The following is a 22,172-nucleotide window of genomic DNA, read 5'->3' on the forward strand; positions in this document are numbered from 1 at the left end:
TTCGGCAATGAATAAGTTTATCGAGTCGATAAAAAACATTTTTGCGATTGAGGATTTGCGTACGCGAATCCTCAATACGCTTTTCTTCATTGCCATCTATCGCCTAGGCGTTTACGTGGTGTTGCCGGGCGTTGACCCCACGCAGCTCAAGACCGGCGCCCAAGGCTTGTTTGGCATTCTGGATACGCTGCTCGGCGGCGCATTCAGCCACGCGTCGATTTTCGCGCTGGGCATCATGCCGTACATCTCGGCGTCTATCGTGCTGCAGCTGCTCACTATCGCCGTGCCCTACTTCCAGAAACTCCAGAAGGAAGGCGAGTCGGGACGTAAGAAAATTAACCAGTACACCCGGATTCTCACGATTCCGATTGTGTTGGCCCAATCGGTTGGCTTCATTGCCACGATTAACGCCGAAGCCATCATCAATCCCGGCACGTTCTTCACCGTCTCGACCATGATTATCATCACGGCCGGCACGTTATTCTGCATGTGGTTGGGCGAGAAAATCACGGACAAAGGTATCGGCAACGGTATCTCCATGATTATCATGATTGGTATCGTGTCGCGTCTCCCCGGTGCCATCATCGGTGAAGCGGCTGCCAAAGGCGTGAACAAGTCCCTCATCTTCCTGCTGGAAATGGTGGTGCTGTTCCTCGTAGTAATGGCGGTTATCGTGCTTACGCAGGCTGTTCGCCGCATCGCGGTGCAGTACGCTAAGCAAGTGGGTGGCACTACGCAGCTGGACGCCCAGCGTCAGTTCATTCCCCTCAAGGTGAATGCCGCCGGTGTAATGCCCATCATCTTCGCCCAGTCGTTGATGTTTGTACCCGCCATCGTGGCGTCGGTATGGCAGAACCAGAGCGATACGGCCAGCTACATCGGCGTGAAGTTTTCGGACTACACTTCGTGGCAGTACAACCTGACCTTCGGCCTGCTGATTATCATCTTCACCTATTTCTACACGGCCATCAGCGTCAATCCTAACCAGATTGCCGATGACCTGAAGCGGAGCGGTGGTTTCGTGCCCGGCGTGAAACCCGGCCGCGATACCTCGGAATACATCGATGAAATCCTGACGCGCATCACCCTGCCGGGTGCTGTGGCGCTGGCCCTCATCGCCATCTTCCCCGCGCTCGCTTTGTTGCTGGGTGTAACCCGTCCGTTCTCGGCTTTCTATGGCGGCACGTCGCTCATCATCATGGTGGGTGTGGTGCTCGACACGGTGAACCAGGTGCAGAGCTACTTGTTGATGCAGCACTACGACGGCATGATGAAATCGGGTAAGCTGCGCGGTCGCACGGCCCAGCCCATTTCGATAGCTTCGTAAGCAGCAATGGCTACTGGCAGCATCCAATATAAAACTGAAGAGGAAATTGACCTCATGCGAGCCAGTGCGCAAGTGCTGGCCAAGGCTCACGGCGAAGTCGCGAGCTTGGTGAAGGAAGGAGTGACGACGCGGCAGCTTGATAAGCGCGCAGAGGAGTTCATTCGGGACCATGGCGGAGTTCCATCTTTCAAAGGTTACAACAAGTTTCCCTTTAGCCTGTGCCTTTCCCCGAACTCGGTGGTGGTGCATGGGTTTGCTACCAACGAGCCGCTGAAAAGCGGCGATATTCTGACGGTAGACTGCGGAGTTTTTCTGAATGGCTTTCATTCAGATAGTGCTTACACTTACCCAATCGGGGAAGTGGCGCCGGAAGTGCTGGCCTTGCTGCGGGAAACCAAAGCATCTCTGTACAAAGGCATCGAACAAGCCGTGAGCGGCAACCGCGTGGGCGATATCAGCTACGCCATCCAAAACCACGTGAGCCCGTTGGGCTACGGGGTGGTGCGTGAGTTGGTTGGGCACGGGGTGGGTGCCAAGCTGCATGAGAAGCCTGAGGTGCCGAACTACGGCAAGCGGGGTTCCGGGCCGCTCTTGCAAACGGGGATGGTGTTGGCCATTGAGCCAATGGTAAATCTGGGCAAGAAGGACGTGGTGCAAGAGGCGGATGGCTGGACCATCCGCACCAAGGACCGCAAGCCCTCGGCGCACTTCGAGCACACCGTAGTAGTTAGAAAAGAAAAGGCGGAGATTCTCACCTCCTTTGAATACATCGAAAAAGCATTGCAGCAGTAGCCCTTATGGCAAAACAAGCCTCGATTGAGCAGGACGGAACCATCCTGGAAGCCCTTTCTAACGCCATGTTCCGCGTGGAATTGGAGAACGGTCACCAGCTGATTGCCCACATTTCGGGCAAGATGCGGATGCACTACATCAAGATTCTGCCCGGCGACAAGGTGAAACTGGAAATGTCGCCCTACGACTTGTCGAAGGGCCGGATTAAGTATCGTTATAAATAAACCCGTTTCCCTTCACAGGTCATGAAAGTAAAAACCTCGGTGAAAAAGCGTAGCGTGGACTGCAAACTGGTCCGCCGTAATGGCAAGCTCTACGTCATCAACAAGAAGAACCCGCGCTTTAAGCAGCGTCAGGGTTAATTCAATTTTTAGAACCCCGGAACCTTGGGTACTGGGTCGTTGGTTATTAGCCTTCGGCCCGCCTTCCAAGTAGTTGCCGGGTTTCTGTCCGCAAACACATAACCACACACAATGGCTCGTATCGCAGGGGTTGATATCCCGGACAACAAGCGCGGCGAAATTTCGCTGACTTACATTTTCGGCATTGGCCGGAGCAACGCCAGCAAGATTCTGGTAAAAGCTGGCGTCGACGTCAACAAGAAGGTGAAGGACTGGACCGACGAAGAGTCGGGTGCCGTCCGCGCCATCATTGCCGCTGAGCACAAGACCGAAGGCGTGCTGCGCTCGGAAGTAACAACAAACATCAAGCGTTTGATGGACATCGGCTGCTACCGTGGCCTGCGTCACCGCAAAGGTCTGCCAGTTCGTGGTCAGCGCACCAAGAACAACTCGCGTACCCGCAAGGGCAAGCGCAAAACGGTGGCCGGCAAGAAGAAGGCAACCAAATAAATTCACACGGGAATCGGCGCTGGCGGCTGCGAGTAATGCACTTGCGCAGCCAGCGCCAACACCTCCCGCATTTTTTGCGATAACCAAATGGCACAAAAAAGAAAAGACAAAGCCAAGAAGCGCGTTGTCGTGGTGGAGCAGGTGGGCCAGGTACACATTCGTGCCTCGTTCAACAACATCATCATCTCCATCACCAACAACAACGGTCAAGTTATTTCGTGGGCTTCGGCCGGCAAGATGGGCTTCCGTGGTTCGAAGAAAAACACGCCCTACGCCGCTCAAATGGCGATGAGCGACTGCGGCAAAGTGGCCCACGACCTGGGCATGCGCAAAGCCGAAGTATTCGTTAAAGGTCCAGGCTCGGGCCGTGAGTCGGCCATCCGCGCCCTCGGCAACGTGGGCATTGAGGTGACCACCATCCGCGACGTAACGCCGCTGCCGCACAACGGCTGCCGCCCCCCCAAGCGTCGTCGCGTTTAGTTTTCCACTTCAGAAATTAGATTACAATGGCACGTTATACCGGCCCTACCTCAAAAATTGCCCGTCGCTTCAACGAGCCGATTTTCGGCCCGAGCAAAGCGCTCAACAAAAAAGCCTATCCTCCGGGCCAGCACGGCCGCGGCCGTCGCAAGAAGCAGTCGGAGTACGCTGTCCAGCTGATGGAGAAGCAGAAGGTGAAGTACATGTACGGCATGTTGGAGAAGCAATTCGAAAACCTGTTCCACAAAGCTGCAGCCCTGCCCGGCATCACCGGTGACAACCTGCTCGCCCTGCTGGAAGCCCGTCTGGACAACGCCGTGTACCGTTTGGGCATTGCCTCGACGCGTCGCGCTGCCCGCCAGCTCGTTGGTCACAAGCACATCACCGTGAACGGTGAAGTGGTGAACATTCCTTCGTACCACCTCCGTCCCGGCGACATTGTGGCCGTGCGTGAGAAGTCGAAGTCGCTGGAAGCCATCACCACGAGCCTGTCGGTTCGCAACTCGCGCCAGTTTTCGTGGCTGGAGTGGGACGGCAAGGAGTTGGCTGGCAAGTTCCTCAACGCCCCCGCCCGTGAGCTGATTCCGGAGAAAATCACCGAGCAGCTCATCGTCGAACTGTATTCGAAGTAAATAACGCTACTGGTAGCGGCCCGGCAGTTTGTCGGGCCGCACTTGTGCTTATACTTCACCAATTTTTTTCAAATTTTTTACGCCCCACATATGTCAATCTTAGCTTTTCAGATGCCGGAGAAAGTGGTGATGGAGAAATCCGACGACTTCACCGGGACGTTTGAATTTAAGCCGCTCGAGAAGGGCTACGGCGTCACCATCGGCAATGCGCTGCGTCGCATTCTGTTGTCGTCGCTGGAGGGTTTCGCCATCACGTCGGTGCGCACCAACAGCGTGCTGCACGAGTTTTCGACCATCGAAGGGGTGATTGAGGACATGTCCGAAATCATCCTGAACCTGAAAATGGTTCGCTTCAAGAAGGTGAGCGACGCCATCTCGGATAAAATTACGGTGCGCGTGAAAGGCCAGGATACCTTCTCGGGCGCTGATATTGCCAAGTTCGCCAGCGGTTTCGAAGTACTGAACCCCGACCACGTGATTGCCCACCTCGACCCCAGCGTGGAGCTGGAGTTGGAGCTGACGATTGCCCGTGGCCGTGGCTATGTGCCCGCCGACGAGAACAAGCCAGCTGACCAGGTTTTCGGTCAGATTGCCATCGACGCTATCTACACGCCTATTAAGAACGTGAAGTACAGCATCGAGAACACTCGCGTGGAGCAGAAAACGGACTATGAGAAGCTCGTTATCGAGATTCAGACCGACGGTTCGATTCACCCGGAGGAAGCACTGAAAGGTGCGGCCAACATTCTCATTCAGCACTTCATGCTGTTCTCGGATAACACGATGACCCTCGAAGGTCCGCGTGTGACCGAAGACGAGCCGATTGATGAGGAAACCATGCAGATGCGCAAGATGCTCAAGACTCCGCTGGAGGACATGGAGCTCAGCGTACGCGCCAAGAATTGCCTCAAGGCTGCCGACATCAAGACGATGGGCGAGTTGGTGCAACTCGAAATTGCCGACATGATGAAGTTCCGCAACTTCGGCAAGAAGAGCCTGACCGAACTGGAAAACCTCGTGGAAGAGCGTGGTTTGGAGTTTGGGATGGACCTGGGCAAGTATCGCCTGGACGAAGACTAGTAGTTGATTATTGGATGTGCTGATGTGCTGGAATTTTCTGGCAGGTTGGCACATCTTCTTTTATCAGCACATCGAAAAATTAACTCATCAATCAATTAACCAGTGTGCCCCAGGGGCAGCGGTTCTAATGAGGCCTTGAGGCCCGCCGTGGTCGCCGCCCGCAAGCACACATTTTTTCAAACGACCAATGCGTCACGGAAGAAAAATCAACCACCTGGGCCGGACTACCGCCCACCGCCACGCCATGTTGTCGAACATGGCTTCGTCGCTCATCCTGCACAAGCGTCTGACGACGACTGTGGCCAAAGCCAAAGCCCTGCGCAAGTACGTGGAGCCGATGCTGACCAAATCGAAGGAAGACACCACGCACTCGCGCCGCATGGTGTTCGCCGCTCTGCAGGACAAAGAGTCGATTAAAGAGCTATTTGGCAACATTTCGGGCAAAATTGCTAACCGTCCTGGTGGCTATACCCGCATCCTGAAGCTGAGCGATACCCGTCTGGGCGACAACGCTGAGATGTGCATCATCGAGCTGGTGGACTTCAACGAGACCCTGATTGAGTCGAAGCAGGCTGCTGCCGATAAGGCTGCTGCTGGCACTACCCGTCGTTCGCGTCGTGGTGGCAAGAAAGCTGCTGGCGACGCTGCTACTTCGGCTACCGAAGTAACCGGCGAAGCTGTTGCTCCCGCTGCCGTAGTTGAGCAGTCGGCTCCGGCTGACACGGCTACTGAAACGGTGCACAACGGCGAGAGCCGTGAGGAAGCGCAGAACAACGACGAAACGCACGGCGCAGCCCCCACGGGCGGCGAGCAAGCGTAAGTCGAGTTGGCAGACAATGAAAAGGGGATGCGCCGCGTGGCGCGTCCCCTTTTTTGTTTCGACTGGGCCTGATTGCGCTTATGCCGGCCGGGTAGCGTAGGTTTGTGGCACCATAAACTGATTTAACACCGAGACGCTATGAGCTTCATTTCGCAAATTCACGCCCGTCAGATTTTCGATTCACGCGGCAATCCGACGGTAGAAGTAGATGTAACCCTGGACTCCGGCGTGATGGGCCGCGCGGCGGTGCCGTCTGGTGCCAGCACGGGCAAGCACGAGGCCGTGGAACTGCGCGACGACGACAAGTCGATGTACATGGGCAAGGGCGTGCTCAAAGCCGTGGAGAACGTGAATTCGCGCATTGCAGAAGAATTGGTGGGCTTCTCGGTGTACGAGCAGGCCTTGCTCGACAAGATTATGCTGGAGATGGACGGCACGTCCAATAAAGCGAACCTGGGCGCTAACGCTATTCTGGGGGTGAGCTTGGCCGCCGCGCGGGCCGCTGCCCTGGATGCCAACATGCCGCTCTATCGCTACGTGGGCGGGGTGGGGGCCACTACGCTGCCGGTACCGATGATGAACATCCTGAACGGCGGCTCGCACGCCGACAACTCCATCGACTTTCAGGAGTTCATGATTATGCCCACGGGTGCTTCGTCGTTTTCGGAAGCGTTGCGCTGGGGCACGGAGATTTTCCATCACCTGAAGAATGTGCTGAAAAAGCAGGGTTTTAGCACCAACGTAGGCGACGAAGGCGGTTTTGCACCGAACATCAAGTCGAACGAGGAAGCCATTCAAATTGTGCTGCAGGCCATCGAAACGGCGGGTTATCGGCCTGGCGAGGACGTATTTATTGCCATGGACGCGGCTGTGTCGGAGTTCTATGAGGACGGCGTGTACCACTTCAAGAAAAGCACCGGCGACAAACTGACTTCGAGCCAAATGGTGGATTACTGGGCCGACTGGATGAAGAAGTACCCCATTATCAGCCTGGAAGACGGAATGGACGAGGACGACTGGACCGGCTGGAAAGCGCTGACTGAGCGCATTGGCAAACAGACCCAACTGGTGGGCGATGACCTGTTCGTGACCAACGTGAACCGCCTGCAGCGCGGTATCGACGAGAGCATTGCCAACGCCATCCTCATCAAGGTAAACCAGATTGGCACGCTGACGGAAACCATTGACGCCATCAACCTGGGTCGCCGCAATGGCTACAAGAGCATCATGAGCCACCGCTCGGGCGAGACAGAAGACAACACCATTGCCGACCTGGCCGTGGCGCTGAATACCGGCCAGATTAAGACGGGCTCGGCTTCGCGCTCGGACCGGATGGCCAAGTACAACCAGCTGCTCCGCATTGAGGAGGAACTGGGCGAAGTGGCTTACTTCCCCGGCAAGAAGATGTAAACTTGGTTGATTTGAACTGTAACGGCCGGTTTTGCGCAAGCGAAACCGGCCGTTCTGCTATCTTTACCTGATGCAACTACCGTCCTTTGTCAGTCCGGTGCTACGCGTGGTGCGCAGCTTCTATTTCCTCACGGGAATGGGTTTCCTGGTGTGGATGCTGGTGTTTGACGCCAACGACCTCGGCAAGCAGTTTGACATCTATCGGAAATGGCACGAGTTGCGCAACGAGAGGCAATACTACCTCGACAACATTGAGGTGGTGAAAAAAGAGCGGGCAGAGCTGATGAGCTCGCCGGCGCTCCTAGAGAAGTTTGCGCGGGAGAAGTACCTCATGAAGCGGCCGGGCGAAGACGTGTTCGTGCTGGTGCCTGCTCAGGAAGAATAGACCGGCTTTTCCCCGCACGCATAACATCGGCACACGACTAGGCTTGCTGAAAGCACGTATGCTGGGCCATGCAAGCATTTTCAAAGCTGAGCGCATGGATGATGCTGGCGCTACTGGCTGCCGTGGCAGCGCACGCACAGGAACCCGTGCGCTCTGCGCCGCCAAAACAAGCCCAAAGCCAAGCCGCTACGCAATTCCTGCGGGCCGTGCTCCGGGCCGATTACGTGGCCGCTTACCGGCAGTTGGCGCCGGAGGTGCGGCGCACCGTCGGGTTTGCGCAATTTGAGGCGTCGGCCCGGCCTTTGTGGAAAAGCGGCCAGAAGCACCGCTCGGCCATTGAGCTCTACAAGCTGGGCTTGCGGCTGGGCGACGGTGGGGCGTCGAGGCTGTTCTACGCCTTTTCTTTTGCGGCCGATTCGGCGGTAAAACCTCCTCCGGTGTTGTTGGAAGTAACGTTCCGGGACACGGCGGCGCGCACGGTACTGGGGTTTGGGCTGCGGCCTGCCGCCCCGGCCAAGCCGCTTAGACCGGCCAGCCAGGCCGCGAAACGGTAGGCTTACTGAACTTACGGAAGGCAGATTTTGCCTAGGCTCAGCGTGGGAGTTCCAGCAATGGTTTCGTTGGCTAGCACGGCAAACAGCACGGCCTCCTTGGCATCGGTCGAAATTCCCAAGGCCTCAATGGAAGCCAGGCGAACCGAGGGCAGCTGGCGCTGCAACGCGGTCATGAGGGTGTCATTATGTTGCCCCCCGCCGCTGGCGTAAACGACCGTCTGGGCCAAATCAGCGTCCGGCACGGCCTTCTGGACGGCCTGGGCCACGCCCGCGGCGCTGAGCTCAACCAGGGTGGCCAGCAGGTCAGTGGGGCTGATTTCTGTGGTCTGGGTCTGGACTTGAGCTGCCTCCACGTAGGCCAGACTGAACAGCTCGGGGCCAGTGGTTTTGGGCAGGGGCGCGTTGAAGAACGGATGCGCCAGCAGGGCTGCCAGCAAAGCCGGATGCGGCGTGCCTATAGCGGCCAACCGACCGCCGCTGTCGTATAACTGGCCGGGGAAATGACGGCGGGTGGCAGCGTCCAGCAGCGTATTGGCGGGGCCGGTATCGGTGGTGAGGGCCGGGCCAGGGACGGAAACGGCCGGCAGGTAGGTGAAGTTGGCAATGCCCCCCAGATTGAGCAGCAGGCGGTTTTCGGTGGGCGAGGCGAACAGGAGTTGGTCGGCAAATCCGGCCAGCGGCGCGCCCTCGAAGCCGTGAGCGACGTGCTTTTGCCGAAAATCGGCCACGGTGATGATGCCTGTGAGGGCCGCCAGGTGGTCGCCGTCGCCGATTTGAAGGGTGGCGTGGTGCGGGTAGCCTGCCTGCTGATGCTGGTGGCGCGGGGCGTGCCAGATGGTTTGGCCGTGGCTGGCCAGCAGGTCGATGTCGGCGGGCCGAAGCTGCCATTGCCACAGGCACGTCTGCACAGCAGCGGCGTGGCGCCGGGCCACGGCAGCATTGGCCAGGGTGAGGGCCGTGAGCGAAACCTGGGGCTGCGATATGGCCCGCAATTGTTGCTGCTCTTCGGGCGTGTACGGAATGGAGGCAAACTGTTCCAGCGTGACCTTAAGTGCGGCGCCGTGGCCTTCGCAGCGGCACAGCGCCACGTCGAGCCCATCGAGCGAAGTGCCCGACATGAGCCCGATGATGCGGCGGGCAGGCTGCCGGGACACGGCGAAAAGGCGCGCAAGGTGCGGGTTCATCAATGGGCTTTTAAGAACTCGAGCACAAGTACAAAATTATTTTATGCCCGCTTGTACCGAAATAGCTGCTATGCAAGGGCGAAACCAGGCTCAGAAGTAGCGCACAGGTGAGGCAAATTGCCGAAGCATAGCCACCACCCAAACCTATCCGATTTTCTTCCCGGCCATGGCCTGCTGAATGGAGATGTTCATCACGCGCTCGGCGTAGGGCCGGGTCAGCTCGTCCAGTTCGTCCATGGCTTTGAGGATGGGGTCGCGCTCGGAGCCGCTCAGGGCAATGCGCACTTTTTCTACCTGAGCGGCGGTAGCCGTCAGCTCTTCCTCGGTGAGGTGCTGGCGGTTTTTGCGGGTGAAATTATCGACCTGGTACAGCAGCTGCTCGGCGGCGGTGCGGGCTTCGATGAGCAGGCGGGCGGCTACGTCGTCCTTGGCGTTCACCAGCGAATCCATCAGCATTTGCTCCACCTGCTCGTCGGTCAGGCCATACTGAGGCTTGATTTCGACTTGCTGGCGTGTGTTCGAGCGCAGCTCAATGGCTTCCACTTTCAGAATGCCGTCGGCATTGAGCAGGAAGTTGACGTCGACTTTGGGCAGGCCCGCCGGCATGGCCGGAATGCCCGTGAGCACGAACTCGCCCAGCTTGCGGTTCTGGCTCACGAGGTCGCGCTCGCCCTGGTACACGGCGATTTTGAGGTTCACCTGGCCGTCGACGCTGGTGGTGTACTGGCGGCCGGCTTTGGTCGGGATTTTGGAGTTGCGCGGGATGATGGGGTCCAGCAGGCCGCCCAGCGTTTCGATGCCCAGCGTGAGGGGCGTCACGTCGAGCAGCAGCACATCGCGCCGGTTGCCGGCCAGAATATCGGCCTGAATGGCGGCGCCTAGGGCTACCACTTCATCGGGGTTCAGCGAGTTGTTGGCCGGTTGGCCGAAAAATTCCGATACCGCTTCGTACACCAGCGGCACGCGGGTGGAGCCGCCCACCAGCAGCACGGCGTCGAGTGGGGCGCTCAGTTTCGCGTCGCCAACGGCCTGGCGGCAGGCTGCGATGGTGCGGTCCACCAGCGGGCGAATGAGGTCGTTGAACTGCGCGCGGGTGAGCGTGACGGGGAGATTCCGGCCAGCTTCGTCGGTGAGATGGGTGGTGAAGTCGTCGTGCTGGCTCAGGTATTTCTTGGCCATCTCGGCGGCCAGGCGCAACTGCTGCTGCAGGTGCGGGTCGGAGTGGAAAGACGCGGGCAGGTCAAACGTGCGCGTCCAGTGCTCCACCACGGCGCGGTCCAGGTCGTCGCCGCCCAGGTAGGTATCGCCGTTGGTGCTCAGCACCTCAAAAATGCCTTGCTGAATGCGCAGAATGCTGATGTCGAAGGTGCCGCCGCCGAGGTCGTACACGGCCACGGTTTTCGCTTCGTCGGGGTCGAGCCCGATGCCGTAGGCCAAGGCCGCCGCGGTAGGCTCGTTCACGATGCGCAGCACTTCGAGGCCGGCCAGGCGGCCGGCGTCGCGGGTGGCCTGGCGCTGCGAGTCGTTGAAATACGCCGGCACGGTGATGACGGCGCGGTTTACGGGGGTTTTGAGGGCGTGCTCGGCGCGGGCGCGCAACTCGCGCAGGATGTCGGCCGACAGCTCGATGGGCGAGTAGAACCGGTCGTCGACCCGAATTTTCACCAGGCCTTCCGAATTATCGTCAATCACCTTGTAGCCCAGCTGGCCGGCGTGCTCGCCGAGGTCGCGGTAGCTTTTGCCGAGCAGGCGCTTCACCGAGTAGATGGTGCGCTGCGGGTCGGTGAGGAGAAACTCGCGGGCTTCGGTGCCCACCACGGGCTCGGTGCCCTCGGCGGGGAAGTGCACCACCGAGGGCACGATGGTGCCGCGGCCCAGGTCATTGATGGCCACGGGCTGGCGGGTTTCGGGGTGCACGTAGGCCACCAGGCTGTTGGTGGTGCCTAAGTCGATGCCCACAATGATTTCTTCTTGCTGGAGGCTGCCGGTGGCAAGGTTGATAGCGACTGTAGCCATAGGGAGGGAGGCCGGCGCTGGCGCGGGCCCGGAGGAAATAAAAAAATAACGCCGGCTGGCGCGGGTGCAAAAGTAGCCCCTAAACAAGCCCGGCCCGGAAATGATGCAGGAGCCGGGCGGCAGCTTACCCGAACACTGGAATTTTATTTAAGGATTTTAATATTATTTCAAACCAAAACGATTGCTGGGCTCGTAAGGGTGATACAAGTGTCTATAAACATTTGGGAATCTTAAATATCCGGCTGCTACGGTAGTCGGTGTTCAGGCTCCGCTTTGCTACTTTTTTCCACCTTTACCCACATTTCTTTTACATGAAAAACCTGCTTACTCGTCCCCTGTTCCACGTTGCTCTGCTCGCAACTTCGGTGGGAGGGATGTTGGCCTGGAGTGGCCAACACAATACGCTGGAGGCTTCGAGCCACCGCGAAGCCCCGCTCATCGCCGACGACCCGTTGGCCGACAACACCGACCTCTACGCTTTCCGCAGCCCCGAATTTCCGGGCAACGACGCGAGCGCCGCCGTCACCATCATCGCCAACTACATTCCGCTGGAACTGCCCCAGGGCGGCCCCAACTACAACACGTTCGGCGAAAACGTGCGCTACGAAATTCACATCAAGAACGGCACGACCGGCAACACCGGCGACGACATCACGTACCGGTTCACCTTCACCCGCACCAACCAGGACATCAACACGTTCTTCAACGTACGGCTAGGTTTACAAAACCTGAAAACCACCTACACCTGCGAAAAAAGCGTGGGGGGCGGGGCTTTCAGCACCATCGTGACCAACGGCGTGGTGCCCCCGCCGAACATCGGCCCGCGCTCCATTGGCAGCGCCGCCGGCCTGCCCGCTAACTTACGCACCAATAACTACGAAACGCTGACCGCTGGCGCCATCCAGACGCTGGCCGACGGCACCAAAATATTCTGCGGCCCCACCGACGACCCGTTCTTCGCCGACCTGGGGGGCATTTTCGACCTGGGCAACCTCCGCGCGCCCGGCGCGGCCCGCGACGGCCTGGCCCGCAAAAACACCCACGCCATTGCCATGCAAGTGCCGGTGTCGGTGCTGAAGAAAGCCAGCGCCCCAGCCCTGACCGGCACCACCAGCATCCTCGACCCGAACTACGTCATCGGCGTGTGGGCCTCGGCCAGCCGGCCCTCCACCCGCGTGCTGTCGGCCACGGGCGCGGCGCCTACTACTTCGGGCAACTACGTGCAGGTATCGCGCATCGGCATGCCGCTGCTGAACGAAGTCATCAACCCCATTGGCGCCAAAGACGCCTGGAATGCGGGCTCGCCCTACGCCGAGGCCGCCATTACCGACGACTACCTGTCGAACCCCGAGTTGGGCCTGTACCTGGCTGATAACGTGCCGTCAGCTACGACCGCACCCAAGCCCGCCGGCCAGACGTACTACGGGGAGGTTATTTCGGGTCCGGGTTCGCCGCTCAATGCCTTGCGCATTCAGTCGAAGTCGCTGGCCGGCCAGGCCTTGTTGGGCGGCGCCAGCTTCGCCGGCTTTGACTTCCGCAACGGCGCGGCCGGCGTAAGCGCCCTAGCTGGTACGCCCCTGGTGACCGGCACGGCCCTGGCCCCCCTGGCCAGCGGCGGCTACGGTGAGTACCTGCTGCGTCCCGGCAAGCCCCGCTCGGTCGACTTGCTGCCCATCTTCCACACCGGCGTGCCGAACGCCATTCCCTACCAGCTGGCCACTGGCAAAGGCGGTAACCCGCTGGCCGCCGGCAAGCCCTTCATCAACAACTTCCTGCTGGTGGGCGCCACGCCCGGCAACCCCGGCGGCGACATGCTGCGCCTGAACATGGCCGTACAGCCCACCTCGCGCACCTCGACCGACTTTAGCTCCGACGGCCTGCTGGCCGCCGCCGTACTCGGCCTTACCGACTCCCGCTTCAACGCCAACAACTCGCTGCAGGCCATTCCGAACATGGACGGCTTCCCCAACGGCCGCCGCCTGGAAGACGACGTGACCCGCATCGAGCTGAAAGCCGTGGGTGGCGTGGTGCTGGCCGCCATTGGCCTGTGGTACGATGACTATACGCCCACCTCGCCCAGCCCCGTTACCACGCAGTTGGGCCGCGTGCTGGCCTTCAACGCCGGCGTCAGCGCCAACGACACCACGTTCCGCACCACATTCCCCTACGTGCAGTCGCCCTGGAGTGGCACCAACGCCCAGCGCGTGGCCCTGGCCCAGCGCTCGGCCGGCCTCGGCCTGTCGCCCAACCTAACGGTGGCCCAAGCCTTCCCGAACCCCTTCGTGGACCGCACCACGCTGCACTTCGAGCTGCCCGCCCGCGGCACCATGAGCCTGGTCATCAGCGACATCACGGGCCGCAAGGTGGCCACCGTGGCCAAGGACAAGTCCTTTGCTCAGGGCACGAACGAACTCACCTGGGAGCCGGGCCGCAGCGTAGCCCCCGGCCAGTACATTGCCACGCTGTACAACGGCAGCACGGTGGTGCAGTCGGTGCGCATCGAGCGCCAATAATCTTCCCACACTGCTGAACAATGAGCCGTCGTTGGGCCCTGAAGGGGCTGGCGGCGGCTCATTGTCGGTAGGGGGTTTCGGGGCTTACCTTGCTGTTAATTGATTTTTCTGCCTTTGTGAAAAAGTATCTATACCCTGGATTATTGGTGGTGTTCGGCCTGCTAGCCGTAGCCATTTTCGTGTTCAAGAAGCCCGTGGCGCACATGCCCACGCTGAAGGAGCGCCACGGCGACCTGGCCGCCGGCGGCGAGTGGCTGAACACCAAAGCGGCCATTGACGGCCTGCTGGCCAAGTTGCGCACCAACCCTGACGACCACAAGAGCCGCCTGCTGCTGGCTCAGGCCTACATGCAGGAAGCCCGCGTGACCGGCGACCACCCCTATTACGACGGCGCCGCCATGGAACTGTTGGAAGAAGTGCTGCAAGCCGAGCCCGAGAACTTTGAGGCCCTGTGCTGCAAGGCCTCGCTCTGCCTCACGCAGCACCATTTTGCGCAGGGCCTGGGCCTTGCCCAGCAAGCGCAGAAGCTCAACCCGAACAGCGGCTTCGTGTACGGGCTGCTGACGGATGCCAACGTGGAAATGGGCCACTACGACGAAGCCATTAAGATGGCCGACAAAATGAACGAGCTGCGGCCCGACCTGGCGGCCTACGCCCGCGTGAGCTACCTGCGCGAGATTTACGGCGACGTGCCCGGCGCCATTCAGGCCATGGACATGGCTGCCAAGGCCGGCTACATCGGCCTGGAGCAAACCGAGTGGACGCGCGTGGCCCTGGGCCACCTGTATGAAATAAGCGGCGACACGGCCCAAGCCCGCGGCCACTACCTGATGGCCCTGGCGGCCCGCCCGGCCTATTCCTACGCGCTGGCTGGACTGGGCCGCATGGCTGCGGCCCGCCGCGACTACGGCGCCGCTATCAAGTACTACCAGCAGGCCCGCGCGACGGTGAAGGATTATGCTTTTGCCGACGAGCTGACGGACTTGTACCGCCTGAACGGGCAACCCGACCAGGCCAATAAAATGGCCGAGGAGTCAATTTCCATGCTGGCCAGCGCCGCCAAAGAGGCCGACGACAACGAGCAGATGGGCCACTACGCCGACCGCGAGCTGGCGTACGCTTACCTCAAGACCAACGAGTTGGACAAGGCGCTGGCACACGCCAAAATCGAGTACGCCCGCCGCCCCGACAACATCGACGTAAACGAAACCATGGCTTGGGTGCTCTACAAGCGCGGGCAGTACGCCGAGGCGCAGAAATACATGCAGGTGGCCCGCCGCACGGGCTCCAAAAACCCGGTGCTGCTGGGCCGCGCCGGCCTCATCCTCACCAAGCTGGGCCGAACCGCCGAAGGCCAGGCCCTGCTGGAAAGCTCCCTGAAAACCGCTCCCTACCTCAACCCCGACGTGGAAGCCGAGGGCAAAAAGCTGCTGGCCGCCCGCTGATATGGAACTGACTGCCAGACCGTTTTGGGGCCGAGCCTGGCGGCGCCGCGCCGCGCTGCTGCCCGCGCTGCTGCTGCCCGCGCTGCTGCCCGCGCTGGCGCTGCCGGCCGCCGCGCACGTCCTCAACACGGACCTGTCGAAACTGTCGCGCACCGAGATATTCTGGACCTACCTGCAACTAGGGTTCACGCATATCATTCCGCTGGGGTTCGACCACATCCTGTTCATCATCAGCCTCTACATTCTGGAGCCGCGGCTCAAGCCGGTGCTGCTGCAGGCCACGGCCTTCACGGTGGCGCACTCCATCACGCTGGGCCTGGCCATGTACGGGCTGATTCAGCCGCTGCCGGCCATTATTGAGCCCATTATTGCGTTGTCCATCCTATTTGTAGCCATCGAAAACATCATCACCGACCGGCTCAACCCGTGGCGCGTGGCGGTGGTGTTCGGCTTTGGGCTGGTGCACGGCATGGGGTTCGCCAGCGCCCTCACGGGCCTGGGGCTGCCGCAAAAGGACTATTTCGGCTCCTTGATTTCTTTCAACGTGGGCGTTGAAGCCGGACAGGTAGCCGTTATTCTGCTGTGCTGGGCGCTGGTGGGGCGCTGGGCCGCCGATAAATCCTGGTACAAGCAGCGGGTGGTGGTGCCGGTGTCGGTGGTCATCGGCCTCGTGGCGGCTTACTGGACCGTGGAGCGTGTTTTTTTTACCTGATTTTCCCGGACTGTGTTCCGGTCCCTACCACTTGCATTCTGCTCATGCTTCGTTCGTTTCTCGTGCTGCTGTTGCTGGCCAACTACCTTCTGGTGGTCGGAGCCGGCCTCGTGGAGCGCCCGGCGAAGCCCATTGACCGGCCTTTTGCCTACGTGCACCGCCCGGATTGCCAGTTGAAGCACACCCTGCGCCTGGCCTGCTTCGACGACTGCAACGGCGTGCAGTACACCATTAAGAAAACCGGCGAGCGCCTGCCCTTGCAGCAGTTGCTGAATTCCTTCAAGGGCCTCGATGCGCACTGCCTGGCCGAAGCGCCGGTGGTATTCTTTCGGCCCTTTTATGCATTTGCCGAACCCCGGGTGGCGGGCCGTGAAACGGCCTTGCTTGTTGGATACCGGGGCGAAATTGAGTTGCCGCCCCGTCGGGGATAAGTTGCGTTTTGGTCCTGTTGGCGTTCGGTTCGAACCCAAACGGGGCCACCGCGGGCGTTTGCCGCAAGGTTACGCCCCGCTACCACTTATCCAGTTTCATCCGACGCTGCTACTGGGCCACTGCGCCCGGGCGCGTTCAACTCCCCCATCCCATGAATTTCCGGGTCAATTCTTTTCAATCCGTAGCGACTGCTACGGGCCTTGTTTCCCGCGTGCAACTGCCGGCCGCCGGCCGCATCGCCACCAATCCGTTGGGCCTGAGCAGTGGCCGCGCGATGCCGCAAGCAGCTGCGACGAGCGGCTCGCCGCGCGGCCACCTCGGCCAGCAACGGGCGCAGCACCGCGCCCAGTGCCGGGCCAACTGCATGAGCAAAGCCAATTTCTAATCTGACGGGCGGCTTCGCTTCGGTGAGGCCGCTCGCTTTACTTCTTCATCAGATGAAACAGTTCATTACTGCGCTATTGGCTTGCTTAATTGCAATTTACGGATTGGTGCCAACGGCTTCGGCCCAAAGCACCGCCACGCTGCGCGGCACCGTGGCCGACTCGCTTTCGGGCCAGCCGGTGGCCGGCGTGAGCGTGGGCCTGCAAGGCCGGCCCGGCGGCACCGCCACCGACGCGCTGGGCAACTTCCGGCTCGAAGGCCTGACGCCGGGCACCTACGCGCTGCGGGTGGGCGCCCTCGGCTACCGCGCCCAGGTGCTGCCCCTGACGCTGGCCGCCGGCGAAACCCAGCGCCTGGCCCTGCGCGTGGCGGCCACCAGCCTGAGCCTGGCCGAAGTGACCGTGAGCCAGCCCCAGGACCCCAACCAAAGCCTGGCCGCCATTTCGCACATCGACCAGGTGCTGCGGCCTCTGAACTCGGCCCAGGACCTGCTGCGCCTCGTGCCGGGCCTGTTCATCGCGCAGCACGCGGGCGGCGGCAAGGCCGAGCAGATTTTTCTGCGCGGCTTCGACTGCGACCACGGCACCGATTTCGCCGTGAGCATCGACGGGCTGCCCGTGAACATGGTGAGCCACGCCCACGGCCAGGGCTACGCCGATTTCCACTTCGTAATCCCCGAAACGGTGGAGCAGCTCAAGGTATATAAAGGCCCCTACACGGCTCGTTTTGGCGATTTTGCCACGGCGGGCGCGGGCGAATTTCTCACCAAAACCCGTCTGGAGCACAGCCAGGTGAAGCTGGAGCTGGGCCAGTTCGACACACGCCGGGCGCTGGTGCTGCTGGACCTGCTGGGCACCGAGCACCATCTGCTCAGCAAGCGGCCCGAAAGCGCTTACGTGGCTGCCGAGTACAACTTCACCAACTCGTATTTCGACAACGCCCAGCATTTCAAGCGCTTCAACGGCTTGGCCAAATACACCGGCCAGCTTTCGGAACGCACTTCGCTCACGCTGCTGGGCTCGCACTTCACCTCGCGCTGGGACGCCAGCGGGCAGATTCCGGAGCGCGCCGTGAACGACGGCCGCATCTCGCGCTACGGCAGCATCGACCCCAGCGAGGGCGGCCGCACCAGCCGCACCAACGCCTCCGTGGTCCTCACCACCGCGCTGCCCCACGACGCCGTGCTGCGCCAGCAAGCTTACTACTCGAAGTACGATTTCGGCCTGTTTTCCAACTTTACCTTCTTCCTGCGTGACCCAGTGAATGGCGACGAAATCGAGCAGACCGACGACCGCCACCTCTTTGGCTACACCGCCACCTACGACCGCGACGACCAACTCGGCGCCCGCCAGCTGCACAGCACCGTGGGCGTGGGCACCCGCAACGACTTCTCCAACCTCGGCCTGTACCGCGCCACCCAGCGCCAGCTCACCGGCACCACCACCGAAGGCCGGCTGTTTGAGCAAAACCTCAACGCCTACCTCGACGAAACCCTCAGCCTCACCGACCGCCTCACGGTGAACGCCGCCGTGCGCGCCGATTTCTTCACCTTCGATTTCCGCGGGCTGCTGGCCAACGACGATACCGAGCAGTTGGAGCCGTTGCGGGGCCGCGTCGGCCACGCCCGCGTCTCGCCCAAGCTGAACCTGTACTACCAGCTCACGCCCGCCGTGCAGCTGTTCGCCCGCTCGGGCTTCGGCTTTCACTCCAACGACGCGCGCGGCGTCATCCGCGACGCCAGTGCCAATGTGCTGCCCCGCGCGCTGGGCTACGAGCTCGGCAGCACCTTCAAGCCGCTGCCCAGCCTGGTGGTGAATGCCGCCCTCTGGAGCCTGCACCTGCAGGACGAGCTGGTGTACGTGGGCGACGAAGGCGTGACCGAAAGCACCGGCCCCACCCAACGCTACGGCGTCGACGTGGCCCTGCGCTATCAGCTCAGCCGCCGGCTATTTCTCGACACTGACTTGAACTACAACCACGGCCGCCAGCTGGAAGCGCCTTCGGAGGCCAATTACATTCCGCTGGCGCCCACCTTCACCAGCATTGGCGGGCTTACCTACAAGGCCCCGCGCGGCCTGAGCGGCAGCCTGCGCTACCGCCACATCGACTCGCGCCCGGCCAACGACGACGGCAGCATCCGGGCGCGCGGCTACTTCCTGCTCGACGCCGTGCTGAGCTACACCACGCCGCGTTTCCAGGTGGGCGCCACCGCCGAAAACCTGCTCGACGTGAACTGGAACCAGGCCCAATTCGCCACCCAAAGCCGCCTGCCCGGCGAAACGCCCGAGGGCGTGGACGAGCTGCATTTCACGCCCGGCACCCCGTTTTACGCCAAGCTGAACGTGAGCGTGTTCTTTTAATACGACTGCGGATAATGCGGTTGCGGATTGATGCGCTCAGAAAGAGAACGGGGGCTTCTCAAAGCCGGCCTTATCTTTGAAAACCATACTCTCCGCTGCCCGATGGATAAAAAGCTACTTTCTGTTTGCTTCATGTACAAGCCACGTTTAGGGCAGTGGGTGCTGCTAATAACCTCAGTAGTGCTGTTGGCGGCTGCGCGGGCAATAGCAGCCCCACCGGCTGGCCCGGCTCCTTCATTGGCCAGTGCCCTAAACCCCGACGGGACGCTTCGGCCCGGTGCCCAAGGTTCGTTTGATGCCCAGCAGTTTCGGATGTTTACAGCGCCGAACGGAAAGCCTTTCTTTCGGCCGCTGTCGACTACCGGTGCGGGCGACGAATACTGGCAGTCCGGTTTCGGCATGGCCGGCACCAACACTACGGTGCGTACCGTGGTGCGCTCGGGAACAAATATTTACGTAGGAGGCGAATTCTCGTCCGTCGGCAATGTGGTGGCGCGCAATGTGGCCCAGTGGGACGGTACTAGTTGGAGCAGCCTGGGCACCGGCGCCGCCAATGGCGCCAATGGGCCGGTTTACGCCCTGGTGGTGGCGGGTTCGGACCTGTACGTTGGCGGCCGTTTTACCCAGGCCGGTGGCATAAGCGCGCGCAGCGTGGCCAAATGGAACGGCACCAGCTGGAGTGGCTTGGGGGCTGGCATTGACAGCAACAGCTCCCAGCCCTCGCGGGTGCAGGCATTGGCCATGCTCGGGCCTGACTTGTACGTGGGCGGCAACTTCACCCTGGCCGGCAGTGTTTCGGCCAACAGCGTGGCAAAATGGGATGGCAACGCGTGGAGCGGGCTGGGCTCGGGCCTCAACAACGGCGTGAGCGGGAGCATCCCAGACGTTGATGCCCTGGCCGTGATAGGAACCAACCTGTACGTGGGCGGCAGTTTCAACGCGGCGGGCGGAGTTGCGGCCAGTAGAATTGCCAAATGGGACGGCTCTACCTGGAGTGCCCTGGGTTCGGGCATTGGCACCCTAACCAATGGCGGCGTATGGGCCTTGCTGCCGGTCGGGACCGACCTCTACGTGGGCGGCGGTTTCACCGTGGCGGGTGGGGTCACGGTTGATTGCCTGGCCAAATGGAACGGCAGCAACTGGAGCCGGGTGGGCGGCGCCGGCTTTGCCAACGGCAACAGCAACGGCATTGTCACGGGCCTAGCTTTCGTGGGCACTGAGCTCTACATTTCCGGGGCTTTCAGCCAATCGGCCGGTGCCGTGGCCAGCTACATGGCCCGCTGGGATGGCACCACGTGGCGCGGCGTGGGCACGGGCCTGAGCGGGGATTTCAGCGCGGTGGCATATGCCGTGCTGGCCGTTGGCAACGAGGTGTATGTGGGAGGCAAGTTTATCACCGCCGGCGGCCGTCGTGCCGATAACATTGCCCGGTGGGACGGCAACGCCTGGAACAGCCTGGCACCGAACACCCCCATTGCCAATGGGCTGGATGGCATTGTTTTTTCCTTGGCCGTGACCAGCAACAACACCGTGTACGCGGGCGGCCTTTTCCAGCAGGCCGGCGGCATCGCTGCCGAAGGCATCGCCCGTTGGAACGGTTCGGGGTGGAGCAGCTTGACCAGTGGAGTCTTCTCCGGCGGAATGCAGGTACGGGCCATTGCGGTGGCCGGCAATGACGTGTACGTGGGGGGCATCTTTTATAATGTCGGCGCAGTTCCGGCCAATTACGTGGCCAAGTGGAACGGCAGCAGTTGGAGCAGCCTGGGCAGCGGCGCCAGCAACGGCGTCAACGGCTTCGTGTATGCGCTGGCAGTAATTGGCAGCGACGTGTACGTCGGGGGGGGCTTCACCCAGGCCGGGGGCAACCCGGCCAGCTACATTGCCAAATGGAGCGGCACCAGCTGGAGCAGCCTGGGCCAGGGTAGCGCCAACGGCGTCGGTATCGGCAGTCCCTTCGCCGCCGCCGTGCAGGCACTGGCCGTGGTAGGCCCCGACCTGTACGTGGGCGGTTACTTCAATCGGGCCGGAGCAACCACCGTCAGCAACATCGCGCGCTGGAACGGCACCACCTGGAGCGGGGTCGGCAGTGGGGTCAACGGGTCGGTATTGGCGTTGGCGGTGGCAGGCCCCACGGTCTATGCGGGCGGCTACTTCAACCAGGCCGGCGGGGCGCCGGCCAATCAGGTGGCCCGGTGGGATGGCACGACGTGGAGCAGCTTGGGCACCGGCCCGGCCAACGGCCTGACGAGCCCGGGCTATGTGCAGGCCCTGGCCGTTGCCGGCTCCGACCTGTACGTGGGCGGTTACTTCAACCAGGCTGGCGGGGCAGCCACTCAAAACCTGGCCAAGTGGAACGGCAGCAGCTGGAGCAGCCTCGGCACCGGCGCAAACAATGCAGTGTACGCCCTGGCTGCCCTTGGCAGTCAATTATACGCCGGTGGCGCTTTTACTGCAGTGGGCGACGAAAACAAGGTCCTGAACAGCTTCGGCATCTACGACCCAAGCTCGCCTACCGCCGCCACAGGCGCTGCCTTGCCGGCAGCCGTCAGCCTGTGTCCCAATCCCGCGTCGGAACAAGTCACCTTTTCCCTGCCGCCAACGGATAAGCCCCGGCGCGTCCAACTGCTGGACGTGCGCGGCCAGCTGCTGCGGGAGGTGCACTTGGCCGCGGGTGCACCCAGCGTCAAGCTGCCTGTGAGCGGGCTGCCAACCGGCGTGTACCTGTTGCGCTGCGGCCAGTCCACCCAGCGTTTAATGGTTCCATAAGACAGCATTGGGGTGAACAAAGCGAAGCG

General features: G+C 61.3%; 21 protein-coding genes. 19 read left to right on the forward strand and 2 right to left on the reverse strand.

Features of this window, described 5'->3' with window-relative positions; translation table 11 throughout:
* Nucleotides 1-7 precede the first annotated feature (7 nt).
* The 12 genes from secY (at nt 8) to I2H31_RS00445 (ending at nt 8,331) form a co-directional block, all read left to right on the forward strand.
* On the forward strand, nt 8-1,327 hold the full coding sequence (gene secY, locus I2H31_RS00390) for a preprotein translocase subunit SecY (RefSeq protein ID WP_196286032.1): 1,320 nt from the start codon (nt 8-10) through the stop codon (nt 1,325-1,327).
* 6 nt (nt 1,328-1,333) lie between these two features.
* The gene (map, locus tag I2H31_RS00395) at nt 1,334-2,119 is read left to right on the forward strand and encodes a type I methionyl aminopeptidase (RefSeq protein WP_196291019.1); all 786 of its coding nucleotides are present in this window, start codon (nt 1,334-1,336) and stop codon (nt 2,117-2,119) included.
* A gap of 5 nt (nt 2,120-2,124) precedes the next feature.
* Nucleotides 2,125-2,343: a translation initiation factor IF-1 gene (gene infA / locus I2H31_RS00400; RefSeq protein ID WP_035567874.1), complete on the forward strand. Its 219-nt coding sequence runs from the start codon at nt 2,125-2,127 to the stop codon at nt 2,341-2,343.
* A 21-nt stretch (nt 2,344-2,364) separates the two neighbouring features.
* Entirely contained in the window at nt 2,365-2,481 is a 117-nt protein-coding gene (gene rpmJ, locus I2H31_RS00405) for a 50S ribosomal protein L36 (protein WP_046246595.1), read from the forward strand.
* 111 nt (nt 2,482-2,592) lie between these two features.
* Entirely contained in the window at nt 2,593-2,970 is a 378-nt protein-coding gene (gene rpsM / locus I2H31_RS00410) for a 30S ribosomal protein S13 (protein ID WP_196291020.1), read from the forward strand.
* Nucleotides 2,971-3,057: 87 nt separating this feature from the next.
* Nucleotides 3,058-3,450: a 30S ribosomal protein S11 gene (gene rpsK, locus I2H31_RS00415; RefSeq protein ID WP_035567868.1), complete on the forward strand. Its 393-nt coding sequence runs from the start codon at nt 3,058-3,060 to the stop codon at nt 3,448-3,450.
* Between the two features lie 26 nt (nt 3,451-3,476).
* Complete coding sequence (gene rpsD, locus I2H31_RS00420; protein WP_196291021.1) at nt 3,477-4,082, forward strand: 30S ribosomal protein S4; 606 nt, start codon at nt 3,477-3,479, stop codon at nt 4,080-4,082.
* 90 nt (nt 4,083-4,172) lie between these two features.
* Nucleotides 4,173-5,162: a DNA-directed RNA polymerase subunit alpha gene (locus tag I2H31_RS00425; RefSeq protein WP_196291022.1), complete on the forward strand. Its 990-nt coding sequence runs from the start codon at nt 4,173-4,175 to the stop codon at nt 5,160-5,162.
* 187 nt (nt 5,163-5,349) lie between these two features.
* Nucleotides 5,350-5,982 (forward strand): 50S ribosomal protein L17, encoded by a 633-nt coding sequence (rplQ, locus tag I2H31_RS00430; protein ID WP_196291023.1) that lies wholly within the window; start codon nt 5,350-5,352, stop codon nt 5,980-5,982.
* Between the two features lie 138 nt (nt 5,983-6,120).
* Nucleotides 6,121-7,392 (forward strand): phosphopyruvate hydratase, encoded by a 1,272-nt coding sequence (gene eno, locus I2H31_RS00435; RefSeq protein ID WP_196291024.1) that lies wholly within the window; start codon nt 6,121-6,123, stop codon nt 7,390-7,392.
* Nucleotides 7,393-7,462: 70 nt separating this feature from the next.
* Complete coding sequence (locus I2H31_RS00440; RefSeq protein ID WP_196291025.1) at nt 7,463-7,777, forward strand: FtsB family cell division protein; 315 nt, start codon at nt 7,463-7,465, stop codon at nt 7,775-7,777.
* A gap of 68 nt (nt 7,778-7,845) precedes the next feature.
* Nucleotides 7,846-8,331: a hypothetical protein gene (locus I2H31_RS00445; protein WP_196291026.1), complete on the forward strand. Its 486-nt coding sequence runs from the start codon at nt 7,846-7,848 to the stop codon at nt 8,329-8,331.
* Nucleotides 8,332-8,342: 11 nt separating this feature from the next.
* On the opposite strand, the gene I2H31_RS00450 is transcribed toward I2H31_RS00445, so the two are convergent.
* Together I2H31_RS00450 and hscA are read right to left on the reverse strand one after the other, a co-directional pair.
* Nucleotides 8,343-9,485, reverse strand: coding sequence for an anhydro-N-acetylmuramic acid kinase (locus I2H31_RS00450; RefSeq protein WP_317192150.1), 1,143 nt, complete (start codon nt 9,483-9,485; stop codon nt 8,343-8,345).
* A gap of 174 nt (nt 9,486-9,659) precedes the next feature.
* The gene (gene hscA / locus I2H31_RS00455) at nt 9,660-11,531 is read right to left on the reverse strand and encodes a Fe-S protein assembly chaperone HscA (RefSeq protein ID WP_196291028.1); all 1,872 of its coding nucleotides are present in this window, start codon (nt 11,529-11,531) and stop codon (nt 9,660-9,662) included.
* Nucleotides 11,532-11,842: 311 nt separating this feature from the next.
* Between hscA and I2H31_RS00460 the strand changes: the two genes are divergently transcribed.
* From I2H31_RS00460 to I2H31_RS00490, 7 genes are all read left to right on the forward strand, one after another.
* Nucleotides 11,843-14,044 carry a DUF4331 family protein gene (locus tag I2H31_RS00460; protein ID WP_196291029.1) on the forward strand — a complete coding sequence of 734 codons (2,202 nt, stop codon included), beginning with the start codon at nt 11,843-11,845 and terminating at the stop codon, nt 14,042-14,044.
* Nucleotides 14,045-14,160: 116 nt separating this feature from the next.
* Nucleotides 14,161-15,489: a tetratricopeptide repeat protein gene (locus I2H31_RS25570; RefSeq protein ID WP_196291030.1), complete on the forward strand. Its 1,329-nt coding sequence runs from the start codon at nt 14,161-14,163 to the stop codon at nt 15,487-15,489.
* 1 nt (nt 15,490) lies between these two features.
* Entirely contained in the window at nt 15,491-16,201 is a 711-nt protein-coding gene (locus tag I2H31_RS00470) for a HupE/UreJ family protein (protein ID WP_196291031.1), read from the forward strand.
* Nucleotides 16,202-16,245: 44 nt separating this feature from the next.
* The gene (locus I2H31_RS00475; RefSeq protein ID WP_196291032.1) at nt 16,246-16,632 is read left to right on the forward strand and encodes a hypothetical protein; all 387 of its coding nucleotides are present in this window, start codon (nt 16,246-16,248) and stop codon (nt 16,630-16,632) included.
* 152 nt (nt 16,633-16,784) lie between these two features.
* Entirely contained in the window at nt 16,785-17,018 is a 234-nt protein-coding gene (locus tag I2H31_RS00480; RefSeq protein WP_196291033.1) for a hypothetical protein, read from the forward strand.
* A 52-nt stretch (nt 17,019-17,070) separates the two neighbouring features.
* On the forward strand, nt 17,071-19,377 hold the full coding sequence (locus tag I2H31_RS00485; RefSeq protein ID WP_196291034.1) for a TonB-dependent receptor: 2,307 nt from the start codon (nt 17,071-17,073) through the stop codon (nt 19,375-19,377).
* A 312-nt stretch (nt 19,378-19,689) separates the two neighbouring features.
* Nucleotides 19,690-22,143 carry a T9SS type A sorting domain-containing protein gene (locus tag I2H31_RS00490; RefSeq protein ID WP_196291035.1) on the forward strand — a complete coding sequence of 818 codons (2,454 nt, stop codon included), beginning with the start codon at nt 19,690-19,692 and terminating at the stop codon, nt 22,141-22,143.
* Nucleotides 22,144-22,172 lie beyond the last annotated feature (29 nt).

The organism is Hymenobacter ruricola, from assembly GCF_015694525.1.
In the GTDB taxonomy this organism is placed as follows: domain Bacteria; phylum Bacteroidota; class Bacteroidia; order Cytophagales; family Hymenobacteraceae; genus Hymenobacter; species Hymenobacter ruricola.

Bases quoted from the DNA above. Each gene is read 5' to 3' on its own strand.
- secY (WP_196286032.1), top strand. From the start codon at position 8: ATGAATAAGTTTATCGAGTCGATAAAAAACATTTTTGCGATTGAGGAT.
- map (WP_196291019.1), top strand. From the start codon at position 1,334: ATGGCTACTGGCAGCATCCAATATAAAACTGAAGAGGAAATTGACCTC.
- infA (WP_035567874.1), top strand. From the start codon at position 2,125: ATGGCAAAACAAGCCTCGATTGAGCAGGACGGAACCATCCTGGAAGCC.
- rpmJ (WP_046246595.1), top strand. From the start codon at position 2,365: ATGAAAGTAAAAACCTCGGTGAAAAAGCGTAGCGTGGACTGCAAACTG.
- rpsM (WP_196291020.1), top strand. From the start codon at position 2,593: ATGGCTCGTATCGCAGGGGTTGATATCCCGGACAACAAGCGCGGCGAA.
- rpsK (WP_035567868.1), top strand. From the start codon at position 3,058: ATGGCACAAAAAAGAAAAGACAAAGCCAAGAAGCGCGTTGTCGTGGTG.
- rpsD (WP_196291021.1), top strand. From the start codon at position 3,477: ATGGCACGTTATACCGGCCCTACCTCAAAAATTGCCCGTCGCTTCAAC.
- I2H31_RS00425 (WP_196291022.1), top strand. From the start codon at position 4,173: ATGTCAATCTTAGCTTTTCAGATGCCGGAGAAAGTGGTGATGGAGAAA.
- rplQ (WP_196291023.1), top strand. From the start codon at position 5,350: ATGCGTCACGGAAGAAAAATCAACCACCTGGGCCGGACTACCGCCCAC.
- eno (WP_196291024.1), top strand. From the start codon at position 6,121: ATGAGCTTCATTTCGCAAATTCACGCCCGTCAGATTTTCGATTCACGC.
- I2H31_RS00440 (WP_196291025.1), top strand. From the start codon at position 7,463: ATGCAACTACCGTCCTTTGTCAGTCCGGTGCTACGCGTGGTGCGCAGC.
- I2H31_RS00445 (WP_196291026.1), top strand. From the start codon at position 7,846: ATGCAAGCATTTTCAAAGCTGAGCGCATGGATGATGCTGGCGCTACTG.
- hscA (WP_196291028.1), bottom strand. From the start codon at position 11,531: ATGGCTACAGTCGCTATCAACCTTGCCACCGGCAGCCTCCAGCAAGAA.
- I2H31_RS00460 (WP_196291029.1), top strand. From the start codon at position 11,843: ATGAAAAACCTGCTTACTCGTCCCCTGTTCCACGTTGCTCTGCTCGCA.
- I2H31_RS00470 (WP_196291031.1), top strand. From the start codon at position 15,491: ATGGAACTGACTGCCAGACCGTTTTGGGGCCGAGCCTGGCGGCGCCGC.
- I2H31_RS00475 (WP_196291032.1), top strand. From the start codon at position 16,246: ATGCTTCGTTCGTTTCTCGTGCTGCTGTTGCTGGCCAACTACCTTCTG.
- I2H31_RS00480 (WP_196291033.1), top strand. From the start codon at position 16,785: ATGAATTTCCGGGTCAATTCTTTTCAATCCGTAGCGACTGCTACGGGC.
- I2H31_RS00485 (WP_196291034.1), top strand. From the start codon at position 17,071: ATGAAACAGTTCATTACTGCGCTATTGGCTTGCTTAATTGCAATTTAC.
- I2H31_RS00490 (WP_196291035.1), top strand. From the start codon at position 19,690: ATGTTTACAGCGCCGAACGGAAAGCCTTTCTTTCGGCCGCTGTCGACT.